23 protein-coding genes, 1 tRNA gene and 1 pseudogene are annotated in these 23346 nt (G+C 37.8%); 2 read left to right on the forward strand and 23 right to left on the reverse strand.

Annotated features, from left to right (window positions below; translation table 11 throughout):
• Nucleotides 1-25: 25 nt before the first annotated feature.
• From secG to MOO45_RS05540, 7 genes are all read right to left on the reverse strand, one after another.
• The gene (gene secG, locus MOO45_RS05510) at nucleotides 26-262 is read right to left on the reverse strand and encodes a preprotein translocase subunit SecG (RefSeq protein WP_249513932.1); all 237 of its coding nucleotides are present in this window, start codon (nucleotides 260-262) and stop codon (nucleotides 26-28) included.
• Nucleotides 263-476: 214 nt separating this feature from the next.
• Nucleotides 477-1772: a phosphopyruvate hydratase gene (gene eno / locus MOO45_RS05515; RefSeq protein WP_249513933.1), complete on the reverse strand. Its 1296-nt coding sequence runs from the start codon at nucleotides 1770-1772 to the stop codon at nucleotides 477-479.
• A gap of 68 nt (nucleotides 1773-1840) precedes the next feature.
• Nucleotides 1841-2596, reverse strand: a complete 756-nt coding sequence (tpiA, locus tag MOO45_RS05520; protein ID WP_249513934.1) for a triose-phosphate isomerase — start codon at nucleotides 2594-2596, stop codon at nucleotides 1841-1843.
• Between the two features lie 21 nt (nucleotides 2597-2617).
• Nucleotides 2618-3832 (reverse strand): phosphoglycerate kinase, encoded by a 1215-nt coding sequence (locus MOO45_RS05525; protein ID WP_249513935.1) that lies wholly within the window; start codon nucleotides 3830-3832, stop codon nucleotides 2618-2620.
• A 90-nt stretch (nucleotides 3833-3922) separates the two neighbouring features.
• Entirely contained in the window at nucleotides 3923-4942 is a 1020-nt protein-coding gene (gene gap, locus MOO45_RS05530) for a type I glyceraldehyde-3-phosphate dehydrogenase (RefSeq protein WP_249513936.1), read from the reverse strand.
• Between the two features lie 38 nt (nucleotides 4943-4980).
• On the reverse strand, nucleotides 4981-6018 hold the full coding sequence (locus tag MOO45_RS05535) for a sugar-binding transcriptional regulator (RefSeq protein ID WP_249515176.1): 1038 nt from the start codon (nucleotides 6016-6018) through the stop codon (nucleotides 4981-4983).
• Between the two features lie 201 nt (nucleotides 6019-6219).
• Nucleotides 6220-6291: transfer RNA gene (locus MOO45_RS05540), tRNA-Arg, on the reverse strand.
• 208 nt (nucleotides 6292-6499) lie between these two features.
• Between MOO45_RS05540 and MOO45_RS05545 the strand changes: the two genes are divergently transcribed.
• Complete coding sequence (locus MOO45_RS05545) at nucleotides 6500-7057, forward strand: NADPH-dependent FMN reductase (protein WP_249513937.1); 558 nt, start codon at nucleotides 6500-6502, stop codon at nucleotides 7055-7057.
• A gap of 147 nt (nucleotides 7058-7204) precedes the next feature.
• On the forward strand, nucleotides 7205-7789 hold the full coding sequence (gene clpP, locus MOO45_RS05550) for an ATP-dependent Clp endopeptidase proteolytic subunit ClpP (RefSeq protein ID WP_249513938.1): 585 nt from the start codon (nucleotides 7205-7207) through the stop codon (nucleotides 7787-7789).
• A 52-nt stretch (nucleotides 7790-7841) separates the two neighbouring features.
• On the opposite strand, the pseudogene MOO45_RS05555 reads toward clpP, so the two are convergent.
• From MOO45_RS05555 to MOO45_RS05630, 16 genes and pseudogenes are all read right to left on the reverse strand, one after another.
• Nucleotides 7842-8411, reverse strand: a pseudogene (locus MOO45_RS05555) (5-formyltetrahydrofolate cyclo-ligase).
• 33 nt (nucleotides 8412-8444) lie between these two features.
• Nucleotides 8445-8750 carry a DUF4176 domain-containing protein gene (locus MOO45_RS05560; protein ID WP_249513939.1) on the reverse strand — a complete coding sequence of 102 codons (306 nt, stop codon included), beginning with the start codon at nucleotides 8748-8750 and terminating at the stop codon, nucleotides 8445-8447.
• 11 nt (nucleotides 8751-8761) lie between these two features.
• A complete protein-coding gene (locus tag MOO45_RS05565) occupies nucleotides 8762-9421 on the reverse strand; it encodes a CPBP family intramembrane glutamic endopeptidase (RefSeq protein ID WP_249513940.1) in 660 nt (219 codons plus the stop codon).
• Between the two features lie 29 nt (nucleotides 9422-9450).
• A complete protein-coding gene (locus MOO45_RS05570; protein WP_249513941.1) occupies nucleotides 9451-9798 on the reverse strand; it encodes a DUF1516 family protein in 348 nt (115 codons plus the stop codon).
• Nucleotides 9799-10010: 212 nt separating this feature from the next.
• Nucleotides 10011-10754, reverse strand: a complete 744-nt coding sequence (locus MOO45_RS05575; protein WP_249513942.1) for a response regulator transcription factor — start codon at nucleotides 10752-10754, stop codon at nucleotides 10011-10013.
• A gap of 2 nt (nucleotides 10755-10756) precedes the next feature.
• A complete protein-coding gene (locus tag MOO45_RS05580) occupies nucleotides 10757-11554 on the reverse strand; it encodes a sensor histidine kinase (RefSeq protein WP_249513943.1) in 798 nt (265 codons plus the stop codon).
• Between the two features lie 522 nt (nucleotides 11555-12076).
• Nucleotides 12077-12211, reverse strand: a complete 135-nt coding sequence (locus MOO45_RS05585) for a bacteriocin (protein WP_249513944.1) — start codon at nucleotides 12209-12211, stop codon at nucleotides 12077-12079.
• Between the two features lie 64 nt (nucleotides 12212-12275).
• The gene (locus MOO45_RS05590) at nucleotides 12276-12410 is read right to left on the reverse strand and encodes a bacteriocin (protein WP_249513944.1); all 135 of its coding nucleotides are present in this window, start codon (nucleotides 12408-12410) and stop codon (nucleotides 12276-12278) included.
• A 64-nt stretch (nucleotides 12411-12474) separates the two neighbouring features.
• Complete coding sequence (locus MOO45_RS05595) at nucleotides 12475-12609, reverse strand: bacteriocin (RefSeq protein WP_249513944.1); 135 nt, start codon at nucleotides 12607-12609, stop codon at nucleotides 12475-12477.
• Between the two features lie 262 nt (nucleotides 12610-12871).
• On the reverse strand, nucleotides 12872-13825 hold the full coding sequence (gene whiA / locus MOO45_RS05600; protein WP_249513945.1) for a DNA-binding protein WhiA: 954 nt from the start codon (nucleotides 13823-13825) through the stop codon (nucleotides 12872-12874).
• A gap of 22 nt (nucleotides 13826-13847) precedes the next feature.
• The gene (locus MOO45_RS05605; protein ID WP_249513946.1) at nucleotides 13848-14876 is read right to left on the reverse strand and encodes a gluconeogenesis factor YvcK family protein; all 1029 of its coding nucleotides are present in this window, start codon (nucleotides 14874-14876) and stop codon (nucleotides 13848-13850) included.
• A complete protein-coding gene (rapZ, locus tag MOO45_RS05610) occupies nucleotides 14873-15766 on the reverse strand; it encodes an RNase adapter RapZ (protein WP_249513947.1) in 894 nt (297 codons plus the stop codon). The genes MOO45_RS05605 and rapZ overlap by 4 nt, the downstream gene beginning before the upstream one ends.
• Before the next feature lie 107 nt (nucleotides 15767-15873).
• Nucleotides 15874-18720 carry an excinuclease ABC subunit UvrA gene (gene uvrA, locus MOO45_RS05615; protein WP_249513948.1) on the reverse strand — a complete coding sequence of 949 codons (2847 nt, stop codon included), beginning with the start codon at nucleotides 18718-18720 and terminating at the stop codon, nucleotides 15874-15876.
• Nucleotides 18720-20732 carry an excinuclease ABC subunit UvrB gene (gene uvrB, locus MOO45_RS05620; protein WP_249513949.1) on the reverse strand — a complete coding sequence of 671 codons (2013 nt, stop codon included), beginning with the start codon at nucleotides 20730-20732 and terminating at the stop codon, nucleotides 18720-18722. Before uvrB ends, uvrA begins: the two co-directional genes overlap by 1 nt.
• A gap of 110 nt (nucleotides 20733-20842) precedes the next feature.
• Nucleotides 20843-21478 (reverse strand): YfbR-like 5'-deoxynucleotidase, encoded by a 636-nt coding sequence (locus MOO45_RS05625; protein WP_249513950.1) that lies wholly within the window; start codon nucleotides 21476-21478, stop codon nucleotides 20843-20845.
• Between the two features lie 116 nt (nucleotides 21479-21594).
• The gene (locus MOO45_RS05630) at nucleotides 21595-23313 is read right to left on the reverse strand and encodes a phospho-sugar mutase (RefSeq protein ID WP_249513951.1); all 1719 of its coding nucleotides are present in this window, start codon (nucleotides 23311-23313) and stop codon (nucleotides 21595-21597) included.
• Nucleotides 23314-23346: the final 33 nt, after the last annotated feature.

The following is a 23346-nucleotide window of genomic DNA, read 5'->3' on the forward strand; positions in this document are numbered from 1 at the left end:
TATACAACAGGAGGACAAATTAATTTTATTTTGATGACATAAAAGCCAACGCAAGCGCACAGACAAAGAAAATAATCGCTAGAATCATAGTAACTTTTTCCATAAATGCTTCAAAACCACGTTTTTTCTGAGTGCTAAATAAATCACCAGCACCACCAGAAAGAGCATTCAAAGCATCTTGTTGTTTTTGTGGTTGCATCATAACGGCAATAACAATCAAAATAGAATCAATAACTAAAATCGTTGTTAGTAAACTGTACACGTTGTATAACCTCCGCTATTGCACTATTTCACTATTTCTAGAATAACATAAAGACTAAGTATTTACTAGATGTTACCTTGAATCGTTCTTATTAAAAACCACGGATAAATCATCTATGGTTAAAAGCCCATAAAATTTTGCCCAAATAAAAAAATATCCAAAACAATGATAGAAATCATCGCTTCAGATATTTTTAAAAGATTAATTTTTAAAATTACTTGTTAACGCTATAAAAACTCTTGGCACCTTTATATTCAGCAGTAGAGCCTAATTGTTCTTCAATCCGCATTAATTGATTGTATTTAGCAATCCGATCTGTCCGGCTCATAGAACCAGTCTTGATTTGACCAGCATTAGTAGCAACAACTAAATCTGAGATTGTCGTATCTTCAGTTTCACCTGAACGGTGCGAAACAATAGCTGTATAACCAGCTTCTTTAGCCATCTCGATAGCTTCAAAAGTTTCAGTTAAAGTACCAATTTGGTTAACCTTGATTAAGATGGAGTTCGCAACACCCATATCGATTCCCTTCTTCAAGTAATCAGTATTCGTTACGAACAAGTCGTCACCAACGATTTGAACTTTATCACCCAATTTGTCAGTCAACATCTTCCAGTCATCCCAGTTGTTTTCATCCAAAGGATCTTCGATAGAAACGATCGGATATTTGTCAACTAAGTCAGATAACAAATCAGCAATTTCTTCAGCAGAATAGGATTTGCCATCACCCTTCATATCATATTTACCAGTTTCGGTATTGTAATATTCAGAAGAAGCACAGTCAAAGGCAATTGCGATATCTTCGCCAGGTTTGTAGCCAGCACGTTCAATAGCTTCAACTAAAACTTGGAAAGGTTCTTCGTTATTCTTCATGTTGTTTGGTGCGAAACCACCTTCATCACCAACAGCCGTAGAATCGCCACGTTCTTTTAAGATCGCAGCTAAGTTATGGAAAGTTTCAGAACCCATTTGAATTGCTTGATGGATACTCTTGGCACCAACAGGCATAATCATGAATTCTTGGAAGTCAACATTATTGTTAGCATGTTTACCACCATTAATAACATTCATCATTGGGGTTGGTAAAACATGACTATTTGGTCCACCTAAATATTCATATAAAGGCAAGCCTAATTCATCAGCAGCAGCATGCGCAGCAGCTAAAGAAACACCTAAAATAGCATTGGCACCTAATTTACCTTTATTAGGAGTACCATCTAATTCAATCATTTTTTGATCAATAGCACGTTGATCAGTCACATCCATGCCAATAATTTCTTTTGCGATGATGTCATTAACATTCTTGACAGCCTTTAAAACGCCTTTACCCATGAAACGTGCTTTATCATCGTCACGTAATTCCACAGCTTCATGTTCACCAGTCGAAGCACCAGAAGGAACACTGGCACGACCAAAGCCACCTAATTCAGTATACATTTCAACTTCAACAGTTGGGTTGCCACGTGAATCTAAAATTTCACGAGCTAAAATATCAGTAATAACAGACATTAATATTCTCCTTTGTTAAATGATCAACCAACTTAATTTTAACATTTAAGTTAACCTAATTAAATATCTTAATCTTGATAATTTACTAATTGTAAATAAGATTGGGGATCCAAACTAGCACCACCAACTAAACCACCATCAATATCTGGTTTAGCCATTAATTCCTTAACATTAGCCGGCTTCACAGAACCACCATATTGAATCCGCACATTTTCAGCAGTCGTTTCATCATATAAATCAGCTACGGTCTGACGAATAACATGGCAAATTTCTTGAGCTTGATCAGAAGTAGCAGTTTTACCTGTACCGATAGCCCAAATTGGCTCGTAAGCAATTACCAATGAAGAAACTTGATCAGCGCTTAAATCTTTCAAAGCAGCAGTGACTTGACCTTTAACCCATTCTTCAGCTTTATTAGCTTCCCGAGTTTCTAAAGTTTCACCACAGCAAATGATTGGCAACATGTTATTAGCAAAAATAGCATGCGCTTTTTTATTAATTTCTTCATCAGTTTCATGAAAATAATCGCGACGCTCAGAATGACCGATTACAACATAATCAATGCCCATTTCAGCTAAAACTTTAGGACTCGTTTCACCGGTAAACGCACCGTCATTTTCAAAGTAGCAATTTTCAGCAGCCGTCTTTAAATTACTGCCTTGAGCCGCAGCCAACAAAGCTGGTAAATCAACAGCGGGTGCTGCAATCACTGACTCAACTTTTTGAGGATCTGGCAATTGATCTTTAACTGCATTAACAAATTTTGTGGTTTCTTCTGGATTATTATTCAACTTCCAGTTACCCGCAATAATAGGTGTCCGCATTTTAAGTTCTCCCTTACAAAATTATTTATTAGAAATTGAAGCAATTCCAGGTAATTCTTTACCTTCCAAGTATTCCAAGGAAGCACCACCACCAGTAGAAATATGGCTTAACTTATCAGCAATTCCTAATTGTTGAGCAGCTGCAGTAGAATCACCACCACCAACGATTGTTGTGGCATCTTGCAAATCACCTAAAGCACGACCAATTTGCAAAGTACCTTCGGCAAAGTTACTCATTTCAAACGCACCCATTGGTCCGTTCCAAACAACCGTCTTAGCACCCTTCAAAGTGTCCTCAAACAATTTAATTGTTTTTGGTCCAATATCCAATGCCATCATGTCATCAGGAATATCCACACCGTCAGTTACTTCATGATGTGCATCGTTCGAAAATTCAGTGGCAACCACATGGTCAACCGGTAAAACAATCTTATCGCCAGCTTTAGCTAATAATTCTTTAGCCATTGGCACACGATCTTCTTCAAACAAGGATTTACCAATCTTATGGCCTTGAGCGGCTAGGAAAGTATAAGCCATCCCGCCACCGATAATGATATGGTCAGATTTTGGAATCAAGTTTTCGATCACGGCAATTTTGTCAGAAACCTTAGCGCCACCTAGAATTGTGACAAAAGGATGCACTGGGTTTTCCACAGCATTACCTAAAAACTTAATTTCTTTTTCCATCAAGAAACCAGCCGCAACAGGCTTACTTTCAGCTTTCATGGCATCTGCAATTCCAACATTAGAAGCGTGGGCACGATGCGCAGTTCCAAAAGCATCATTCACAAAAACATCACCTAAAGAAGCCCAGTATTGACCTAATTTAGGATCGTTCTTGCTTTCACGCTTACCAAAATCATTATCAATATCTTGGAAACGTGTATTTTCTAACATTACAACGTCGCCATCTTGCATTTTGGCAACAGCAGCTTGTACTTCTGATCCTTCATTAGTTGGGATAAATTGAACATCTTGACCCAAAAGTTCACTTAAGCGTTCCGCCACTGGACGTAAGCTTAATTCTTTCTTGTCAGCATCACTTTTAATTCGACCTAAATGTGATAAAAGAATTAACTTGCCGTTATGTTCCAAAACATACTTAATAGTGGGTAATGCTGCCACAATACGATTATCGTTAGTAATCTTGCCATCTTTAATAGGAACATTAAAATCAGCCCGCATTACAACTTTTTTGCCGTTAACATCAACGTCAGAAACAATTAATTTTGCCATTTATTGGCCTCCTAAATTCAATTAAAAAAGCAGAAGGAGAAATCCTCCCTCCGCCTTCTTCAAGTAATTCATCTACTATGAACTAAGGTATTACAACATACTTGCAAATTTTTGCAAAGTACGGATCATTTGGGCTGTAAAGCCTGATTCATTGTCGTACCAAGCAACAACTTTAACAACTTGGTCACCGTTAGAACCTTCAACCACTTGTGTTTGAGTTGGATCAAAGACGGAACCAAATTCTGTACCAATGATATCGGATGAAACAATTTCATCATCATTGTAACCAAATGATTCGTTACCATCAGTAACTTTCTTAACAGCAGCATTAACTTCATCAGCTGTAACTTTCTTGTCCAAAATAGCAACTAATTCAGTTAAAGAACCTGTAATAACTGGAACACGTTGTGCATGACCATCAAGTTTACCCTTCAATTCAGGAATAACCAAGCCAATAGCTTTAGCAGCACCTGTTGAATGAGGAATGATGTTTTGAGCAGCAGCACGGGCATTACGCTTGTTACCACCACGATCAGGACCATCTTGTAATTTTTGAGTAGCTGTATAAGCATGGATTGTTGTCATTGTACCAGTTTGGATACCAAAAGCATCATTCAAAGCTTTAGCAGCTGGTGCTAAACAGTTTGTAGTACACGAAGCAGCAGAAATAATTTGATCATCTTTTGTAATTGTGTCGTCATTTACACCATAGACAACGGTCTTTAAATCACCAGCAGGTGCGGAGATAAGAACTTTCTTAGCGCCAGCATCAATATGAGCTTGTGATTTTTCTTTGGATGTGTAGAAACCAGTACTTTCAAGAACTAATTCAACACCATCATTCTTAACCCAAGGAATGTTACGAGCATCTGATTCTGCATAAACAGGGATCTTCTTACCATCGATTACGATTGCATCATCTGTAGCAGAAACTTCGTGTTTGAAGTTACCATGAGCTGTATCATATTTTAATAAATGTGCCAACATATCTGGAGATGTTAAGTCGTTGATTGCAACAACTTCCAAGTCACCATTTGCAACTTCATAAATACGACGTAATGCTAAACGACCAATACGTCCGAAACCGTTAATACCTACTTTTGTAGCCATGTAAGATTTCCTCCTTCAGGAAAAATAAAATATTTATTTTAAAGGTCATTATCCCTTAAAATCGCTTCTGAGGCTGCCTCATCGGTAATTAATACCGTTTGATGAGGAGCAATTTTCATATATGAACAAATTGCCGTAGCTTTAATCGCACCACCCGCAATTGCAATCACATGTGAAACATTAGTAAGATCCGAGACCTGCAAACCAACCTTCGGTATCTTATAAACAACCTTGCCCTTCGCATCCAAAAAAACACCAAAAGCTTCCGAAACAGCTTGTTTTTGTGTCAATAACTTCTTTTCGGATGCAGACATATTGCGCCGATTAGCCATTGTAGCTGCTCGACCAATACTATGAATGACAACATTGCTCTGATTAATCAAATCTAACACTGTCTTCACTACCGGTTCTTTTAAAAGTGGCGAAACACTTTGGGCACTAATATCCTCCGGAATATACAATACCCGATAGCGACCACCACTATGATAGGCCATTTCAGCACAAATGGTATTAGCCTGAATGGAGAACTGCTCACCCAAACCACCACGGGCTGGCACAAATAATAAATCTCGATTCTTAGATAACTGCGGTGACAACGCTTGAGCCACGGCAGCCATCGTCGTACCACCCATCACAGCAATAGTAGAATTACCCACAGGCAAAACTTGTGTCAACAATTGATTCAACTCTTGTCCCATGAGTTCCAAAATTTTTTGATGATGATTACTATCACCTGGAACAATTATGACACGTTCAATCCCTAAAAAGGAAGCCAAACGTTCTGCTGCAACCGAGTTGTTTTTTAATTTACCAACAACAATATCCAACTGAGCAATTACTTCACTACCCTTGGGGGTCAACATCATGCCTGATTTGGAAGAACTAATTAAGCCACTAGTTTTAAACAAATCTGTTTCCCGCCGCAAAACTCGTTCAGAAATATCTAATTCACTGGCCAAAGTTCTTCGACCAATAGGCTGCATCCATAAAACACTTTGTAAAATATGATATCTCTGTTGTACCGTTCTTAAAAAATCAGGTGCAATAGATTCAATCCAGCCTAAATCATTATCCATTTGATCGAATTTTGAGGCGGGTCTGTTTTCGTCCCTGTATGGCATATTAGGACCCATCCAATCAAAAAAATATATGTGAGCAAGTAACTCACTCAACTCACAACAAAATTATAACAATAATGTATTCAATTTGCAATAAAACATGTTTTAACCAAAAGAAAACAAAAAGTGCCCCGCCATAACGACGGAACACCTAATTAATGCGTCACCTGGGAGTCGAACCCAGATCCCAAGAACCGGAATCTTGTGTGCTATCCATTACACTAGCGACGCAATACAAGGTGATATTATACACGTCTCTGAAACATTTGACAATACCCAAATATTTTTTTCAAAAAGAAAAACAATGGATAAGTCCATTATCAGCACACATTTCAGCTTGAATCAAAGCTTCCCCGTTGATTCTAATTGAGCAAAATAGCTTTTAAAATTTACAATCATGTGTATACTAATTGATGAATCAATAACTGGAGGTTTTGTTATGACAAAAAAAATCGGTATTATTGTTGGTAGTTTGCGTAAAAAATCTTATTCTAAAGCAATTGCCAAAGCAATGGCAAAAATGTTTCCTGAAGGGTATGAAACAACGTTCATTCAAATCGGTGATTTACCCTTCTTTAACCAAGATTTTGAAGATGGTGAGCTAGCTGAACCACAAAGCTACGCTACTTTTAGAAATCAAGTCAAAGATGTAGATGCTATATTATTTGTTACTCCCGAATATAATCGGAGTGTTCCGGCTGTTTTGAAAAACGCAATTGACGTCGGCTCACGTCCCTACGGTCAAAGTATTTGGGACGGCAAACCAGCTGCTATTATCAGTGAAACTCCCGGTTCAACTGGAGCCTTCGGCGCAAATCATCATTTACGACAATCGTTAGTTTTTTTAAATATGCCAACTTTGCAGCAACCTGAAGCTTATCTAGGCGGTGTCAGCAACTATATTTCTGAAACTGATGGTTCAATTACTAATAAAGGTACAAAAAAGTTCTTACAATCCATCGTGGATGCGTTCGTAGAATTGATTCAGCGCTATTAAAACTCACTATCTTAATCAACTCTATTAAAGCCTGCCAATTAGCAGGCTTTTTGCTTTATGATCAAGACTTGCCAGTTGACTTTTTTCAAATATATGATAAATTAGCAAAGTAAACACTAGAGTGCTAATTATATAGGAGGCTTTATAATGTTAGTTCCTACGGTTATTGAACAAAATTCTCGCGGTGAACGCGCTTATGATATTTATTCACGTTTGTTAAAAGATCGAATTATTATGTTATCCGGTGAAGTCAATGATGATTTGGCTAATACAGTCATTGCCCAATTGCTCTTCTTAGATGCCCAGGATTCTGAAAAAGATATTTATATGTATATTAACTCCCCTGGTGGTTCGGTAACTGCTGGTTTGGCAATTATGGATACCATGAACTTCGTCAAAGCTGATGTTCAAACCATTGCGATGGGAATGGCCGCTTCAATGGCAAGTGTGTTATTATCATCTGGTACAAAAGGCAAACGGTTTGCTTTGCCAAACTCAACCGTGTTAATTCACCAACCTTCTGGCGGTGCGCAAGGTCAACAAACTGAAATTGAAATTGTGGCTGAAGAAATTTTGAAAACACGGAAACGTTTGAACAAGATTTTGGCAGACAATTCTGGTCAAGATATTGAAAAACTAGAACGTGACACAGAACGTGACAATTATTTGACCGCTCAAGAGGCTAAAGATTACGGTCTAATTGATGATGTAATGACTAATAGCGAAAAATAAATACAATTCTCAAAAGCACGTTTAAAACGTGCTTTTTTATACATAAATTTAACTAAAAAACCCTATTTTCCGTGATAATCAAGTCAGCAACCTGATCATGGGGTAAGACAGGAATATGCCGTGTCAAAAGTTCTGCAAAACAAAGTATCACAACCAAATTATGACGAGTCTTCCTTGCCAAGTAACGGTCATAATAACCACCTCCGTATCCCAGACGATCTCCTTGTAAATTACAGGTGAGACAAGGCATGACAATCAAATCTAATTCAGACAAAGGCACAATTTACGCAGAGCGCTGCGGTTCCCAAAGCCCATAACGATTCGTTCGTAATGCTTGCCAATCCCTAAAAGACCGTGCCTGCATCTGGTGATGCGGATAAATGCGCGGTAATGTCACCATTTTGGCTTGGTTCATTGCATGATTAATTAAATCGGTAGTTGCAATTTCGGTTTTGACACCTACATAAGTCAACAAGCACCGACTAGTTAAATATTGCGGTAAAGTCAATAAATTCGTCATGATTTGTTGTGTAGCCTGTTTACGGTAACTAGGATCTAATTGTGAGCGTTGTTGTAAAGTTCGTTGCCGCAGCTGTTCCTTTTGTTGGTCAAATTCATTCATCTTTTCACCTTGGAAAACAAAAAAGTCATTCGCTTAAAACAAATGACTCGTTAACTGTGGATAACCACTCTGAGAAACCAATTGCTCATACTGTGCAGCAAAATTCTGTTCTTCATCATTTTGATACCCTTCAAACAAAATTTGCTCAATATCAGACTGGTTAAAAAAACACATCTCTTCATTCTCATCTAGACCATTAGGATAAAGCACGGCAGAATAATCAAAGTAACCAACTTTTCCCTTTTTTTCTTCAAATAAAGCTGCCCGATTAACGATCATTAATGGCGTTTGTTGATCCTCCTTGAGCGTAACAACAGAACCAATTGGTAAGATATGCATACATCGACCTCCTAAATTAGACTTGCTAAGAAATTATTCAAAAAATGTAACGCTATATTATACCGCATTTTACCATGATAAAGAACATAACTGAACGCCAATAACATTCCAGCTAAAACATACGGAATCAAAGTCAGATTAAATGCTGAAACGTGCATGAAACCAAAAGCAAAACCTGAACAAAAGATCGCACAAAATATCTGACAATTGCTTTTCAACTGAGGAAAAAAATATTTAAAAAACAAGCCACGAAAAATGTATTCTTCGACAATGGGTGCAAAAATAATGGTGTATAAATTAGTTAACCAAGGTGATTGACGATTCATCAATTGTAAATCTTGTTCGTTTGTCGACGTAGGTAAAACATTACTTAACCATCCAATTGTCAGCAAGCCAATAAATAAGACCACAAATAATAGCAATTTATATCGTGGAGTTAACCAAATTGTTTTTAATGGCGGCAAACGATGATAACTGTAATTTAGTAAAGCAATTAATGCTACCATCAACACAATTAAAATAAGAATTAAACAAACTATCAACTTTACTGTGTGATGATGTGGAAACCAAACAGGAACAGCGGTTGGAATCTGCGCTAAAAGATACAAAAGTAAATAAACAGCTAAAAACCATAAACGTTTCAAAAACAGACTAAATTTAGATGATGTCATACCCTAATTCCTATACTAAAAGATTTTCATTAAAACAGTGGAAAACCTTGTGTTAACCATAGACCTAAGCCTAACACAATAACAATTAATAACACTGCTAACCAGCGCGTCGAATTGGATAATTCATTACGACGACGCTTGGCAAAAGCCATTTCTAAAATGCCGATCGCAATAATAACGAACACTAATTTAACAATCAATAAAACTGGGTGTGCCTGCCAAGCATGCACAATCAGCATTACACCGCTCAGCAACAAGAATAGATAATCCATTCGAGCCAACATTGACCATAACTGCAAATTACGTGACCACAGACCTAATAAAGCTGCAACAACCAATATGACACCGCAAATTAAATGTAACCATAACCAAAACATTGTCAACACTTCCTTTATTACATCTTATCATCTGATGAAAAACAGTAATAACCGTTTGATTAGTCAAAATTATCCGTCTAAATAATCGAAATAACTTTAACAAAGTTTAAGCTCAATTGCCACAAAGTAAGCAAGGCACTGAAAAGATAATAAAAGAGCAATATCAAAATTAAATATCTGACATTGCCCCATTATCTTAAACTCAACAATTATTATCGAAAATACTTCATTAAATCGTGTGCACGCCTAACTGAAACATAAGCAAAACTGCCATCCTCAAAACGCAAAACTTTTTCTTTATTGTCGTAATTACAAGACTGTTCAAGATTAACCAAATAACTTTTATCAGTACGGAAGAAACTAGAATAACGATGTTCTAAATCGTTCAAACTACCCAAGAACTCTGTTTCATGGTTCTTAGTATGCAACAAAATATGTCCCGACGCTACCTGCGATGTCGTCAAATACAAAACTTGTGACAATGGTACTGCAAAATAACGAGAACCGATGCGATAAGAAAACATAGTCTTATTAGGTTCTTTAACTTCCCGATAAGCTGATAAAGAATAATTCATATCTTCAAGCATTTTAGTTTGAATAACATCAAAACCATGATCTTTATCAATAAAATCTAACGGCGAAATCCGACGCTCAATGGTCAAAAAAGCCAACTCATCATGTACTGACAAAAAGACGATATGTGCTTTTGGCAACAAACGCCGAATCTCTTTAGCAACTTGAAGACCAGCCTTACTGTTACTACTAATCTCCATGTCTAAGAAAAATAAACCATATTCACCATCTTGAACTTGCGCAACTGATAATAATTCTAATGGAGACATTGTTTGACAAGCTAGTTTCATGCTCCAACGATTATTTTCAATAGATTGCTGAATAACTTTAGAATACTCAATTTGCTGTTCAACATCATCTTCAAGTAAATATACCGGCAACATAGCTATCCCTCCTCTGTAATAGTTAAAGTAATCTGTAAATGGTTCCGTTTCAAGTCAACATCCAACCACAAATGATCGTCATCTTTAATTAATTGCCGCACATTAGCTAAGCCTAAACCTTGATGATTTGCTTTCGTTGTATAACCTTCGTCAAATAATTGATGCAAATTATCAATATTGCTCACAACATTATCAATGATAACTTCTACCATATGCTCAGATGGTACAAACGCACAAATAACTTTCTTCTCAACCTCTTTTTGGGCTTGTTCAATCGCATTGTCCAACAAAACACCCAAGATACGAACAACTGTCAAAATATTAGCATGACTGATTACAACATCCTCAATCAATTCCAAAAGCATATTAACACCAACATTTTTGGCAGCCAACGTTTTTTGAATGACAATGCCACGAATCGGATCATTCTTCAAATAATCAATATTAGCAATCGTCATTTTCTGTAAATCTTGTTTAACTGGTTGTTGTTTCAGCAACTCTTGATAATACTGGGCAAATTGCTGCGAACTACCATTTTTAACAAAACCTTCCAGACTCAACAACATATTCTGATAATCATGCTTAAACTTACGCAATTCGTTGTACTGTTGTTCAAGAGTCGACAAGTTTTCGCGCAATTGTTGATCTTCTTTGAGTCGTTGGTCGGCTTCTTGCTTGGCTTGATAAGCTTTAAAAAAGAGCCAAGCATAAAAGATTGTCAAAACAGCAAAAACAACAACTAATAATAAAATCAAAATCAGAATTGTATATGTTGACTTTGTTAGATCTGTAAAAATCAAAATAAATTCAACAACACATAAAAGCATTAAACAGAACCAAAATAAATATTTTGAAAAATTGAAATTTTGGATATTGTCAACAATTTTATGCAAGTTGGAACCAGTTAAATAGTCAATACAAATAGTTAAAACAATAGAAACTATCAACAAAACACTAACAATACTCAAAAATAAATTGTTACTGATAAATAATTTTCTAAATAAATTAACTATTACAAATAACGTTAGATCATAAAAAAGTACAAATAATAAACTTACAAATCTAACAATATTTTGAGAATAATCAATTTTTAAAGATCTAGACTTAATAGCATGAAAGATCAATGGGAAAAGAGCCCATAACCCTAAATAAACACTACCGCTTATATTTCCAATAGAACCCCATAAAAAAGCAGATAAAAGATCCGTTAAAAGATAATGCAATTTATAGGATTGATTGATGTAATGAGATACTAATAAAGTACAATAAATAATTGCTGAATTGTATAAAATATCAATCCATAAATGAACGATTAACATGTACTAATGATGAATTAAATGCCAAAGCCAATCTACAAGTGATACATCAGAATCAGCACCAACAGAACCATTAAATGTAGAAACTGTTGCACCACCAACAACTTTTTGTAATTCTTGATCTGACATATTTTTTAACATAAAGATACCTCCTAAATTTATACCTTAAATAATTATCAATCCATAAATGAACGATTAACATGTACTAATGATGAATTAAATGCCAAAGCCAATCTACAAGTGATACATCAGAATCAGCACCAACAGAACCATTAAATGTAGAAACTGTTGCACCACCAACAACTTTTTGTAATTCTTGATCTGACATATTTTTTAACATAAAGATACCTCCTAAATTTATACCTTAAATAATTATCAATCCATAAATGAACGATTAACATGTACTAATGATGAATTAAATGCCAAAGCCAATCTACAAGTGATACATCAGAATCAGCACCAACAGAACCATTAAATGTAGAAACTGTTGCACCACCAACAACTTTTTGTAATTCTTGATCTGACATATTTTTTAACATAAAGATACCTCCTAAATTTATACCTTATTATAAACGATGAGTTAAAATATTCAGCACTATTTGATTAACGTTAATCTTTCGTTGATTAACGCAAATCATCCACTTATCATTTTGAATTAACTTTCAAAAATCATTATCATCATACTTACTGAATTATTAATCTTAACTTTAGAAACCTATTATACATCATAAAAACTAATTTTTATCAAATTATTTTTCACACAAAAAAGTCCACCAAAAATGATGGACTAATTTTAAACTTTCATGAAAGTTGCACCGGATTTTCCCGTTTAGCCTTAATCAAATCATTTAACTTCCGCAAACGATGATTGATCCCTGATTTAGAGATTGCCCCACTGGGCACCAATTGACCCAATTCTGTCAACGACATTTCTGGATGTGCTAACCGTAATTCCGCAATCTCCTGTAATTTAGGCGGGAGGGTATTTAAACCATAATTTTGCTCCCAAAATTGAATATTCTCAATTTGTCGACTAGCAGCTTTGATTGTTTTGTTAATATTGGCATTTTCACAATTCACCAGTCGGTTCACTGAATTACGCATATCACGCACGATCCGAATATCTTCAAACTTCAACATCGCTGACGTGGCACCAATCACGCGCAAAAAATCCGAAATTTTTTCTGCTTCTTTCAAATAAACAATATACCCGCTACGCCGCGCAGTTGCTCGTGCATGCAAGTCAAATTGGTTCATCAAATTCAGAATACCTTGATTTTGATCCTCATAGATTGAGTAAATTTCCAAATGATAACTGGAAGTTTCTGGATTATTGATACTGCCACCAGCTAAAAACGCGCCTCGCAAATAAGATCGTGCTCGCTGATTAGATGACTGAATTTCTTCAGGAATATCGGTTCGAATCTGAAATCCCGTTGGTTCAATAATTCTTAAATCCGCTAAAATTTCTTGAACGTTTTGACGTAATCTAACAATGTATTGATTATTTTTTTTGAGTTTCATTTTGCGACGAACCAATAAATCAGCTTCCACAGTATACAACTGATGTAACAAAGCATAAATGCGTCGTGAAATAGCAGGATTTTCCGTTTGGATATCCAAAATAAAATGATGGTCAATTAATGATAAAGTACCATTCATGCGAATCAACGCAGACAATTCCGAGCGCGCATGTTCTGGATGAACTTCCAAACTAGTTAATTCTTTTTTTACAATGCTTGCATAAGAAGCCATCAACCACCATCTCCTCACTTCTTTACTTATTCCGTGCATCTACTTGAAAAGCAAGATTTAAGACCTCACACGCCACTTTGTCACCATCATGAAAAGCACCACCATCATGCAGTGACAAATAGTCATCAGTAATCACCCGACAACCTTGTTCTCGCAAACCAGCAAAATCCGACCCCACCTGAACAAGATATTCATTATATTTTTCATGATCCATATAATCAATCGGTACCTTCGTCCCATTAACCAAAACGGTATCGACATATTGCCCACCTAAATGTTGATTTAACACTCGTACATGGTCAGCATCGGTAAAATTCACCGTTTCACCAATCTGCGTCATAATATTACAAATATAAACGACCTCCGCAGAAGTCCGTTGCAACGCTTGTTTGACATTATTAATCATTAAATTAGGCAAAATACTGGTAAATAAACTTCCCGGCCCCAGCACAATCACATCAGCTTGCATAATTGCAGCCAAGACGGGCAAGACTGCTTGTGGAGCTTCTTTTGGATGATTGGTGTCGGTAACCCAAACGCGTTCAATATCTTTGCCAGCATAAGTAATCTCGTGTTCACCTGCTAGCGTACTGCCATCAGTAAACTGTGCGTGCAAAGTTAAAGGCGCATTGGCGGCTGGAAAAACATGCCCATCAACCTGCATCATTCGTGATAGTTGCTGGACAGCATCAAAAATATCATTTTCATACATTTCTGACAATGCAGCAATCACCAAATTACCAATCGCATGCCCTGCCAAAAAAGAATCATCACTGTTAAAACGATATTGGAATACATCTAATGAAAGCTGATCCCAATCAGATAAGGAGGCCAGCACATTTCGAATATCCCCTGGCGGCACGACATTAATGTAATTTCGAATAGCGCCAGATGAACCACCATTATCGGCCACAGTGACAATTGCCGTAATATCCGCATTTAACTTATGCAGACTATGCAAAATAACCGGTAACCCTGTTCCACCACCAATCACCGTAATTTTAGGTTTGCGCCCTTTAATAACCTTAATTGTTTTTGTTCTATCACTCATGAATGCTTCACCGATTCCTTATAACGATAAATATCACGATGACTAATATCTACCGAATAGTTTAATTTTTGCAAATCCTCACCCAATTTTTGGGCGATCGCCACCGAACGATGTTGACCACCTGTACACCCGATTGCAATGGTTAACATAGTTTTTCCTTCACGTTGATACTGCGGCAAAATAGAAGTCAATAATTGTAAATATTGTTGATAAAATTTGCGAGTGGCAGGTTGATTAAAAACATAATCCGCCACATTTTTTTGCAATCCTGTTTGCCTTTTCATAATTGGATCGTAATATGGATTCGGCAAAAAACGTACGTCCATCATATCATCAGCATCAATCGGCACACCATATTTAAATCCGAATGACATTACTACAATATGAAACGGTATATCTTTTTGTTGATCAAAATATTCGAAAATCTGCGTTCGTAATTGTCGCGGTGTTAAATTCGTCGTATCGATTACTGTCGCCGCACGATCATGAAATGGCTTTAACAAACGTCGTTCTTTAGTAATCCCATTGACCAGCCGACCGTCCATAGCTAATGGATGAGAACGCCGCGTTTCTTTATAACGATCAACAAGTTGGGCATCAGTTGCGTCTAAAAATAAAATTCTAGTTTGAATTTGTGACAGACTCTCAACCTCTGCCAAACTGCTTAGTAATTGATTGTAAAAAACTCGTGCACGCAAATCAATCACAATCGCCACTTTCGTAATATTTCCCGCTTCCAACGCTAAATGTAAAAATTTATTTAACAAAGCTGGCGGCAAATTATCAATACAAAAGTACCCCATATCTTCAAAAGCTTGAATGGCAACCGTTTTACCTGCACCACTCATGCCTGAAACAATGACTACATCCAATAAATTAGCTCCTTGCATAATCAGTCACTTCCCAGCTGAACATCATTTCTCATTAATTATAAAGATTTTCACGTAGAGAAACAAATTCTCTAACACAAAAAAACTTGAATTATATAATTCAAGTTTTACGAAGGATCTGATAGACGTGGCGTTTTGGTCAACAAGGGTTTGAGATAATAACCTGTATATGACTGCTTATTTTCAGCTACCGTTTCTGGCGTACCTGTAGCCACGATTTGACCACCCAAATCGCCTCCCTCAGGTCCCAAATCAATCAACCAATCCGCCGATTTAACCACATCCAAATTGTGCTCAATCACCACAACCGTATTGCCTTGATCAACCAAGCGCTGCAAAACTTCCAATAAACGTTTGACATCGTCAACATGCAAACCAGTCGTTGGTTCATCTAAAATATAAAAATTCTGTCCGTCTACTTTTTTGTACAGTTCAGAAGCTAATTTCATTCGCTGAGCCTCGCCACCAGATAATGTCGTCGCTGATTGACCTAATTGCACATAACCCAATCCAACATCAACAATGGTCTGCAACTTGCGTTTGATTTTGGGCAGATGATCAAAAAAAGCCAAAGCTTGCTTAACAGTCATTGCCAAAATATCAGCAATATTTTTATCTTTATAACTAACTTCAAGGGTTTCCGAATTGTAGCGCGTGCCATGACACACCTCGCAAGGCACGTAAACGTCGGGTAAAAAGTTCATTTCAATCTTAATAATACCGTCACCCTTGCAAGCTTCACAACGCCCACCTTTGACATTAAACGAAAAACGCCCTTTCGTATAACCACGAACCTTAGCTTCATTTGTTTGCGCAAATAGACCACGAATGTCATCAAAAACACCTGTATAAGTAGCAGGATTACTGCGCGGCGTTCGGCCAATTGGGCTTTGATCAATATTAATCAACGATTTTAAAGGTTCATAACCCGTAATTTTTTGATACTTACCAGCTCGTTGTGAGTTATGATTAATTTTTTGTGCTAAAACTCGCTGCAAAATCGTATTAACTAAAGACGACTTGCCTGAACCAGAAACCCCCGTGACAGCGATAAATTTACCTAAGGGGAATTCAACATCAATATTTTTTAAATTATTTTCTGAAGCACCAAAAATTTTAACCGTTTGCCCATTGCCACTGCGCCGTTGAGCTGGTAACGGGATATACTTTTGACCAGCCAAATATTGACCTGTCAAAGATTGAGGATTGGCCTGCACTTCTTGGGGAGTACCAGCAGCCACAATCTGGCCACCTTGAGCTCCAGCCCCCGGTCCGACATCAATGAGATAATCTGCTGAGCGCATCGTGTCCTCATCATGTTCCACAACCACTAAAGTGTTGCCCAAATCCCGCATTTCTTTCAACGACCGAATTAAACGATCATTATCACGCTGATGTAAGCCGATAGACGGCTCATCCAAAATATATAATACCCCCGACAAATTCGACCCGATCTGTGTTGCCAAGCGAATACGCTGTGCTTCACCACCTGACAAAGTTCCTGCCGAACGAGCTAAAGTTAAATAACCTAAACCAACATTTTGCAAAAAAGTCAACCGATCAATTACTTCTTTGAGAATCGGTTGCGCAATGACCTGATTTTGTTCGGATAATTGAATACTTTTGAAAAAGGGTAATTCATGTTCAATCGCTAACTGAGAAGCTTCCATAATATTTTTATCGCTGATTTTGACACACAAGGCCTTAGGATTTAAGCGCTGACCATGACAAGTTGGACACTGTAATTCTGTAAAATATTTGCGCATAATTTCTCGCATAAACGCACTGGACGGCTTGTCATAACGATGCTTAATGTTAGGAATCACACCCTCAAAAGTCGTATCGACATCGCGGACACTGCCAAAATCATTGTCAAAATGCAAATGAATTGGCGTTTGATCGTCGCCATACAAAATCGCATCTTGTTGAGCTTGCGGCAACTGATTAAATGCAACATCGCGCGCAATCCCCAATTGAGCTGTCACTTGCTCTAAGACCTGCGGATAATATTTGGAATGTTCCGTATTCCAGGGCACAATCGCACCTTGATCAATCGACAAATCTGCATCAGGAACAACTAATTGCGGATCGACTTCTAATTTCATGCCCAAGCCATCGCAATCTGGGCAAGCACCAAAAGGTGCGTTAAACGAAAACAAACGTGGTTCCAATTCACCAACACTGAAACCACATAAGGGACAAGCATAATGTTCCGAAAAAATTAGCGGTTCTTGCCCGATCACATCTGCGGTCATATAACCACCCGACAAGCGTAACGCCGATTCAATGGAGTCAAACAAACGGGAACGTACTCCATCTTTGATGATGATTCGATCTACAACCACGGATAGATCATGTTTTTGGTTTTTGTTCAGTTCAATTTTTTCGGCCACTTCGTGCATTTGCCCATCAATTAAGACTCGTACGTAACCTTGTTTGGCAATTTGTGCTAATGCTTTTTTATGTTGACCTTTTTTAGCTCGAACGACTGGCGCTAAAATTTGTAATTTCGTCCGTTCAGGCAATTGCAATAAACGATCAACCATCTGCTCCACTGACTGGCTCGTAATTTTTGTACCGTCATTGGGGCAATAAGGAGTCCCAACACGCGCCCACAATAATCGCAGATAATCATTAATTTCTGTCACCGTACCAACCGTGGAACGGGGATTTTTGGAAGTAGTTTTTTGATCAATAGAAATGGCTGGACTCAAGCCATCAATCGAATCCACATCAGGCTTATCCATCTGACCCAAAAATTGGCGCGCATAAGATGACAAGCTTTGCACATATCGACGTTGGCCCTCCGCGTAAAGCGTATCAAAAGCTAGTGAACTTTTGCCAGAACCTGATAGGCCCGTAATCACGACTAATTGATTGCGTGGAATGGTCACATCAATATTCTTAAGATTATGTGAACGTGCACCATGAATTACAATATTTTCATTTACCATTAACTAATCTCCGCTTTTAAATCTAAAATTGTATCCCGCAAATTAGCGGCTTGCTCAAAGTCTAATTTTTTCGCAGCTTGTTTCATTTGAGCCTCTAATTGTTCCAACAATTCATCTTGGTCTTGCTTGGTCATACCTGCAAAATCAAATTGTGATTCTGTAATTTGTTCTTGTTCACTGCTCGTATTATCCACTGATTGAACGGACGTAATTGCATCACGAATCGGTTTTTGGATCGTCTTAGGAGTAATTTGATGGTCTTGATTAAATTGTTGTTGAATTTGACGTCGCCGTTTTGTTTCGTCAATCGCCACTCTCATGGAAGCGGTAATGGTTTCCGCATACATAATCACATGACCGTGTTCATTCCGCGCTGCGCGACCAATGGTTTGGATTAACGGTCGTTCTGAACGCAAAAATCCCTCCTTATCTGCATCTAAAATCGCAACCAGTGAGACTTCCGGAACATCAATACCTTCACGCAACAAATTGATCCCAATCAAAACATCATATTTACCCAAACGTAAATCACGAATAATCTCCGTGCGCTCTAACGTTTTGACATCACTGTGTAAATAGGCAACTTTGATTCCCAAATCTTTCAAATAGTCAGTCAAATCTTCCGCCATTTTTTTAGTCAAAGTCGTTACCAAAGTCCGCTCATTTTGATTAATCCGTTGATTAATTTCACCCACTAAATCATCAATTTGCCCCATAATCGGTCGAACTTCAATCTCAGGATCTAGCAAACCCGTTGGTCGAATCACTTGTTCTACTACTTCGTTAGTCTGTTCCATTTCATATGGACCAGGCGTCGCCGATACATACAAAATTTGATTAACATGTTGCTCAAATTCATCTAATTTTAACGGTCGATTGTCTAGCGCGCTTGGCAAACGAAAACCATAATCAACCAACATTTGTTTGCGTGCTCGATCGCCATTATACATTCCACGAATTTGCGGCATCGTCACGTGTGATTCATCAATCATAATATTGTAATCATCTGGAAAAAAGTCCAGCAGTGTAAACGGCGGTTCGCCTTCCGAACGTCCTTCCATATGTCTTGAATAGTTTTCAATTCCAGAAGTATAACCCATTTCCCGCATCATTTCGATATCGTAATTAGTCCGCTGCTCTAAACGTTGTGCTTCTAGCAATTTACCCGCTTTCTGTAATTGCGCCAAGCGCTCTTGTAATTCGTTGGCAATCCGCTCAATAGCCGCATTCATTTGCTCTTCATTAGTCATAAAATGCGTTGCCGGAAAAATCGAAACTTGGGGAACTTCACCGATAATTTCGCCGGTTAACGGATCCATTTCTAAAATGCGATCAATTTCATCCCCAAAGAATTCGACGCGCAAAGAATTATCGTCCCTAGAAGCAGGGAAAATATCGACAACGTCACCACGAACCCGAAAACGTCCCCGTTGAAAATCAATATCATTACGATCAAATTGATTCGTAATTAAATCTTTTAATAATTGATCACGACTAATTTCCCGACCCTCCCGCAAGGAAATCACACTACGCTGATATTCCCTCGGATCACCTAAACCAAAAATACAGGACACAGAAGCCACAACAATGACATCATTACGTTCAAGTAAAGATGAAGTCGCAGAATGGCGTAATTTATCAATCTCATCATTAATACTGGAGTCTTTTTCGATATAAGTGTCACTTGAGGGCACATACGCTTCTGGTTGATAGTAATCGTAATAACTCACAAAATATTCCACCGCATTATTCGGAAAAAACTCTTTGAACTCACCATATAATTGACCCGCCAAAGTTTTATTATGCGAAATCACTAATGTCGGTTTATTCAGCTGTTGAATCACGTTAGCCATCGTAAACGTTTTACCAGTACCCGTGGCACCCTTTAAAACTTGAGCTTTGTTCTTCGCCCGAAAATCGGTCACCAGCTGATCAATCGCTTGCTGCTGATCACCAGCTGGCTGATATTTAGAAACTAATTGAAACTGATTATCAGTCACACGTTCAATCACTAAAAACCCCCCTTTTGAGTGTTTTTAAAAGAAAAAAGCTGGAACTAATCCCAACTTTAACTAACGTATCATATCATACCATAGCGAACATATTTTCGCCATAGTCTAGCCTAGATGGACTGCAAAATCTCACGGCTAATTTGGATCAATTGTTCCCGACTCGCAAAATCTTCGTTTAATAATTCAGGCAAGATGTCATGAACAAAATACTGACCACAAGCTAAATCTGGATACTGCGTAATAGTTTTCAAGCTCTCACTGAAAATTTCAATAAAAACATTATCCGGATTGCCCTTTTCAATCTCGCCAAATGATTCATATAACAAATCAATTTTATCAGCCAACGCTAAAATTTGACCCTCTAAGGTTTCATCCTTGCCTTCACCTAAACGACGTTGAAAACGTTCTTGTAAATTTTGGGGAATTTCCTTTTGAATAAAATTATCTGTCATATCGTCTTCGACCTGCGCCAACATCGCCCGCAACTGTTTAGTTGCATACTTAACCGGCGTCTGAATATCACCAATAAACCGTTCGGTGTAATCATGATTCAATGCTTTTTCATATAATGACTGCCAATTAATTGTTTGACCATGAAGCTCTTCCACATCACCCAAAATCTGAGCAATTTCCGCCACTTTAAACGAATGTGCAGCAACACTATGTGTTTGATATTTAAAATGCCCTGGTGCACGGTCAATCGTTTCTAAATCCGTCAGGCCTTGAATAAATTGATGTAAACCCATAATTTTATCCCCTTCTCGTAAAATTTGCATTATCTTACAACAGCTGCCAGCTAGATGCAAACACTAAAGCCGCATACAAAAAGAGCCGAACTATCTCTTCAATAGTTCAGCCATTATTAATACCAGCTATCAATCACTTGTGTATAAGCGTCCACTTGGTCCCAAGCAGCCTTTTCACTGGTAGCACTCGTGCCAATATAATTCTTAATTTTGGGTTCTGTACCCGAAGGTCGAATGGCAATCCAAGTTCCGTCCGCCAAAATAAATTTCAAAACGTCAGCCTGTGGCAAAGTCAACTTAGTTTTTGTCCCATCACTATTTTGTTGCTCACCAGACAGAAAATCTTGCACACTAACTACGGACACGCCATTAATCTCCTGCCAATCATCTGTTCGAAAATGCTGCATTAAAGACTGCATTTTAGCAGAACCATCCACACCCGTAAATGTTTTGGAAATCGTCTTCTCCTTAAAATAACCATACTTTTGATAAACTGCTTGCAAACCATCATACAAAGTCATCTGCTGACTCTTATAAAAAGCAGCCACTTCCGCTAATAATAAACTAGCTTGTAAAGCATCTTTATCTCGGACAAAGGGTTGAATCAAGTAACCATAACTTTCTTCAAAACCAAATAAAAAGGTATGCTCACCAGTGTCTTGAAAATGTTGAATTTGTTCGGCGATAAATTTAAAACCAGTCAAGACATTGATCATTTCAACCCCATAGTGTTCCGCAATTTTGGTTGCCAATTCGGTGGAGACAATTGACTTGACTACCGCGGCATTAGCTGGCAAACAATGCTGATTTTGTTTAGTTCGTAAAATATATTCCAACAAGACACTGGCGATTTGATTTCCCGTCATTAATCGATAATTACCATCAGGTTGACGAACTGCAGCCCCTAAGCGATCAGCGTCTGGATCCGTCGCAATTAAGACATCGGCCTGAAGTTGCTTACCATCATGAATTGCCAGATTAAAGGTTTCAGGGAATTCAGGATTGGGAAACTCAACAGTTGCAAACTCAGGATCCAAAATTGCCTGCTCACTGACTAATTGCATATTGTGCAAACCGGCTTGTTCAAACACCCGACCAGCCAACATTTTGCCTGTCCCGTGCAATGGTGTATAGATAAATTTCATATCTGCAAAATCTGCTAGTAATTGTCGATCTAATGAAACAGATTTAATTTCTTTCAGGTAAGCCCGATCAACATCTTCACCCACCATCGTAAGCAATTTTTGTTGACGTAATGCGTGCAAATCTGCCACTTCAATTGCAAACAAATCCGCAACTTGCCGAACATAATCCGTAATCAAATCTGATTCCTTCGGCGGCATCTGCCCACCATCAGGACCATAAATTTTGAAACCATTATAAGGGGCCGGATTGTGACTAGCCGTAATCATAATACCCGCATAAGTTTGAAGATGTCGGACGGCAAATGATAACTCAGGCGTTGGTCGCAAACTATCAAACAAAAAGACTGGGATTTGATGCTGCCCCAAAACACGTGCAGACTCTTGTGCAAATTTCGCTGAATGATAACGCGAATCAAAACTAATCACTACCCCACGTTTCTTCAAATTCGGTGCTAATGTATCCATAAATTGAGCCAAACCTGCTGCAGCTTGGCGAACAGTATATAAATTCATCCGATTAATGCCCGGTCCCATTAAACCACGCATTCCCGCGGTACCAAATTCCAAAGGTGCATAAAAAGCATCTTCCAAAACTTGATCGTCCGAAGCAATCTGGGTTAACTGCTGTTTTAAAGTTGGATCTAACGCTGTATAATTTGCCCAAACTTGATAATTGTCCTGCCAACTCATCGCATGAACCTCCACTTATTTACTCTAGCAACT

It is taken from the genome of Bombilactobacillus folatiphilus (genome assembly GCF_023380265.1).
Classification (GTDB): domain Bacteria; phylum Bacillota; class Bacilli; order Lactobacillales; family Lactobacillaceae; genus Bombilactobacillus; species Bombilactobacillus folatiphilus.

What these genes read in the sequence shown, in the direction of transcription:
- MOO45_RS05560 (WP_249513939.1), bottom strand. Translation starts at nt 8,750, where the DNA reads ATGCATATCTTACCAATTGGTTCTGTTGTTACGCTCAAGGAGGATCAA.
- gap (WP_249513936.1), bottom strand. Translation starts at nt 4,942, where the DNA reads ATGGCTACAAAAGTAGGTATTAACGGTTTCGGACGTATTGGTCGTTTA.
- MOO45_RS05630 (WP_249513951.1), bottom strand. Translation starts at nt 23,313, where the DNA reads ATGAGTTGGCAGGACAATTATCAAGTTTGGGCAAATTATACAGCGTTA.
- MOO45_RS05525 (WP_249513935.1), bottom strand. Translation starts at nt 3,832, where the DNA reads ATGGCAAAATTAATTGTTTCTGACGTTGATGTTAACGGCAAAAAAGTT.
- MOO45_RS05595 (WP_249513944.1), bottom strand. Translation starts at nt 12,609, where the DNA reads ATGTTAAAAAATATGTCAGATCAAGAATTACAAAAAGTTGTTGGTGGT.
- clpP (WP_249513938.1), top strand. Translation starts at nt 7,205, where the DNA reads ATGTTAGTTCCTACGGTTATTGAACAAAATTCTCGCGGTGAACGCGCT.
- MOO45_RS05570 (WP_249513941.1), bottom strand. Translation starts at nt 9,798, where the DNA reads ATGTTTTGGTTATGGTTACATTTAATTTGCGGTGTCATATTGGTTGTT.
- whiA (WP_249513945.1), bottom strand. Translation starts at nt 13,825, where the DNA reads ATGGCTTCTTATGCAAGCATTGTAAAAAAAGAATTAACTAGTTTGGAA.
- MOO45_RS05545 (WP_249513937.1), top strand. Translation starts at nt 6,500, where the DNA reads ATGACAAAAAAAATCGGTATTATTGTTGGTAGTTTGCGTAAAAAATCT.
- MOO45_RS05575 (WP_249513942.1), bottom strand. Translation starts at nt 10,754, where the DNA reads ATGTTGCCGGTATATTTACTTGAAGATGATGTTGAACAGCAAATTGAG.
- MOO45_RS05535 (WP_249515176.1), bottom strand. Translation starts at nt 6,018, where the DNA reads ATGGATAATGATTTAGGCTGGATTGAATCTATTGCACCTGATTTTTTA.
- eno (WP_249513933.1), bottom strand. Translation starts at nt 1,772, where the DNA reads ATGTCTGTTATTACTGATATTTTAGCTCGTGAAATTTTAGATTCACGT.
- MOO45_RS05625 (WP_249513950.1), bottom strand. Translation starts at nt 21,478, where the DNA reads ATGGGTTTACATCAATTTATTCAAGGCCTGACGGATTTAGAAACGATT.
- MOO45_RS05585 (WP_249513944.1), bottom strand. Translation starts at nt 12,211, where the DNA reads ATGTTAAAAAATATGTCAGATCAAGAATTACAAAAAGTTGTTGGTGGT.
- MOO45_RS05590 (WP_249513944.1), bottom strand. Translation starts at nt 12,410, where the DNA reads ATGTTAAAAAATATGTCAGATCAAGAATTACAAAAAGTTGTTGGTGGT.
- uvrA (WP_249513948.1), bottom strand. Translation starts at nt 18,720, where the DNA reads ATGGTAAATGAAAATATTGTAATTCATGGTGCACGTTCACATAATCTT.
- rapZ (WP_249513947.1), bottom strand. Translation starts at nt 15,766, where the DNA reads ATGCAAGGAGCTAATTTATTGGATGTAGTCATTGTTTCAGGCATGAGT.
- MOO45_RS05605 (WP_249513946.1), bottom strand. Translation starts at nt 14,876, where the DNA reads ATGAGTGATAGAACAAAAACAATTAAGGTTATTAAAGGGCGCAAACCT.
- tpiA (WP_249513934.1), bottom strand. Translation starts at nt 2,596, where the DNA reads ATGCGGACACCTATTATTGCGGGTAACTGGAAGTTGAATAATAATCCA.
- MOO45_RS05565 (WP_249513940.1), bottom strand. Translation starts at nt 9,421, where the DNA reads ATGACATCATCTAAATTTAGTCTGTTTTTGAAACGTTTATGGTTTTTA.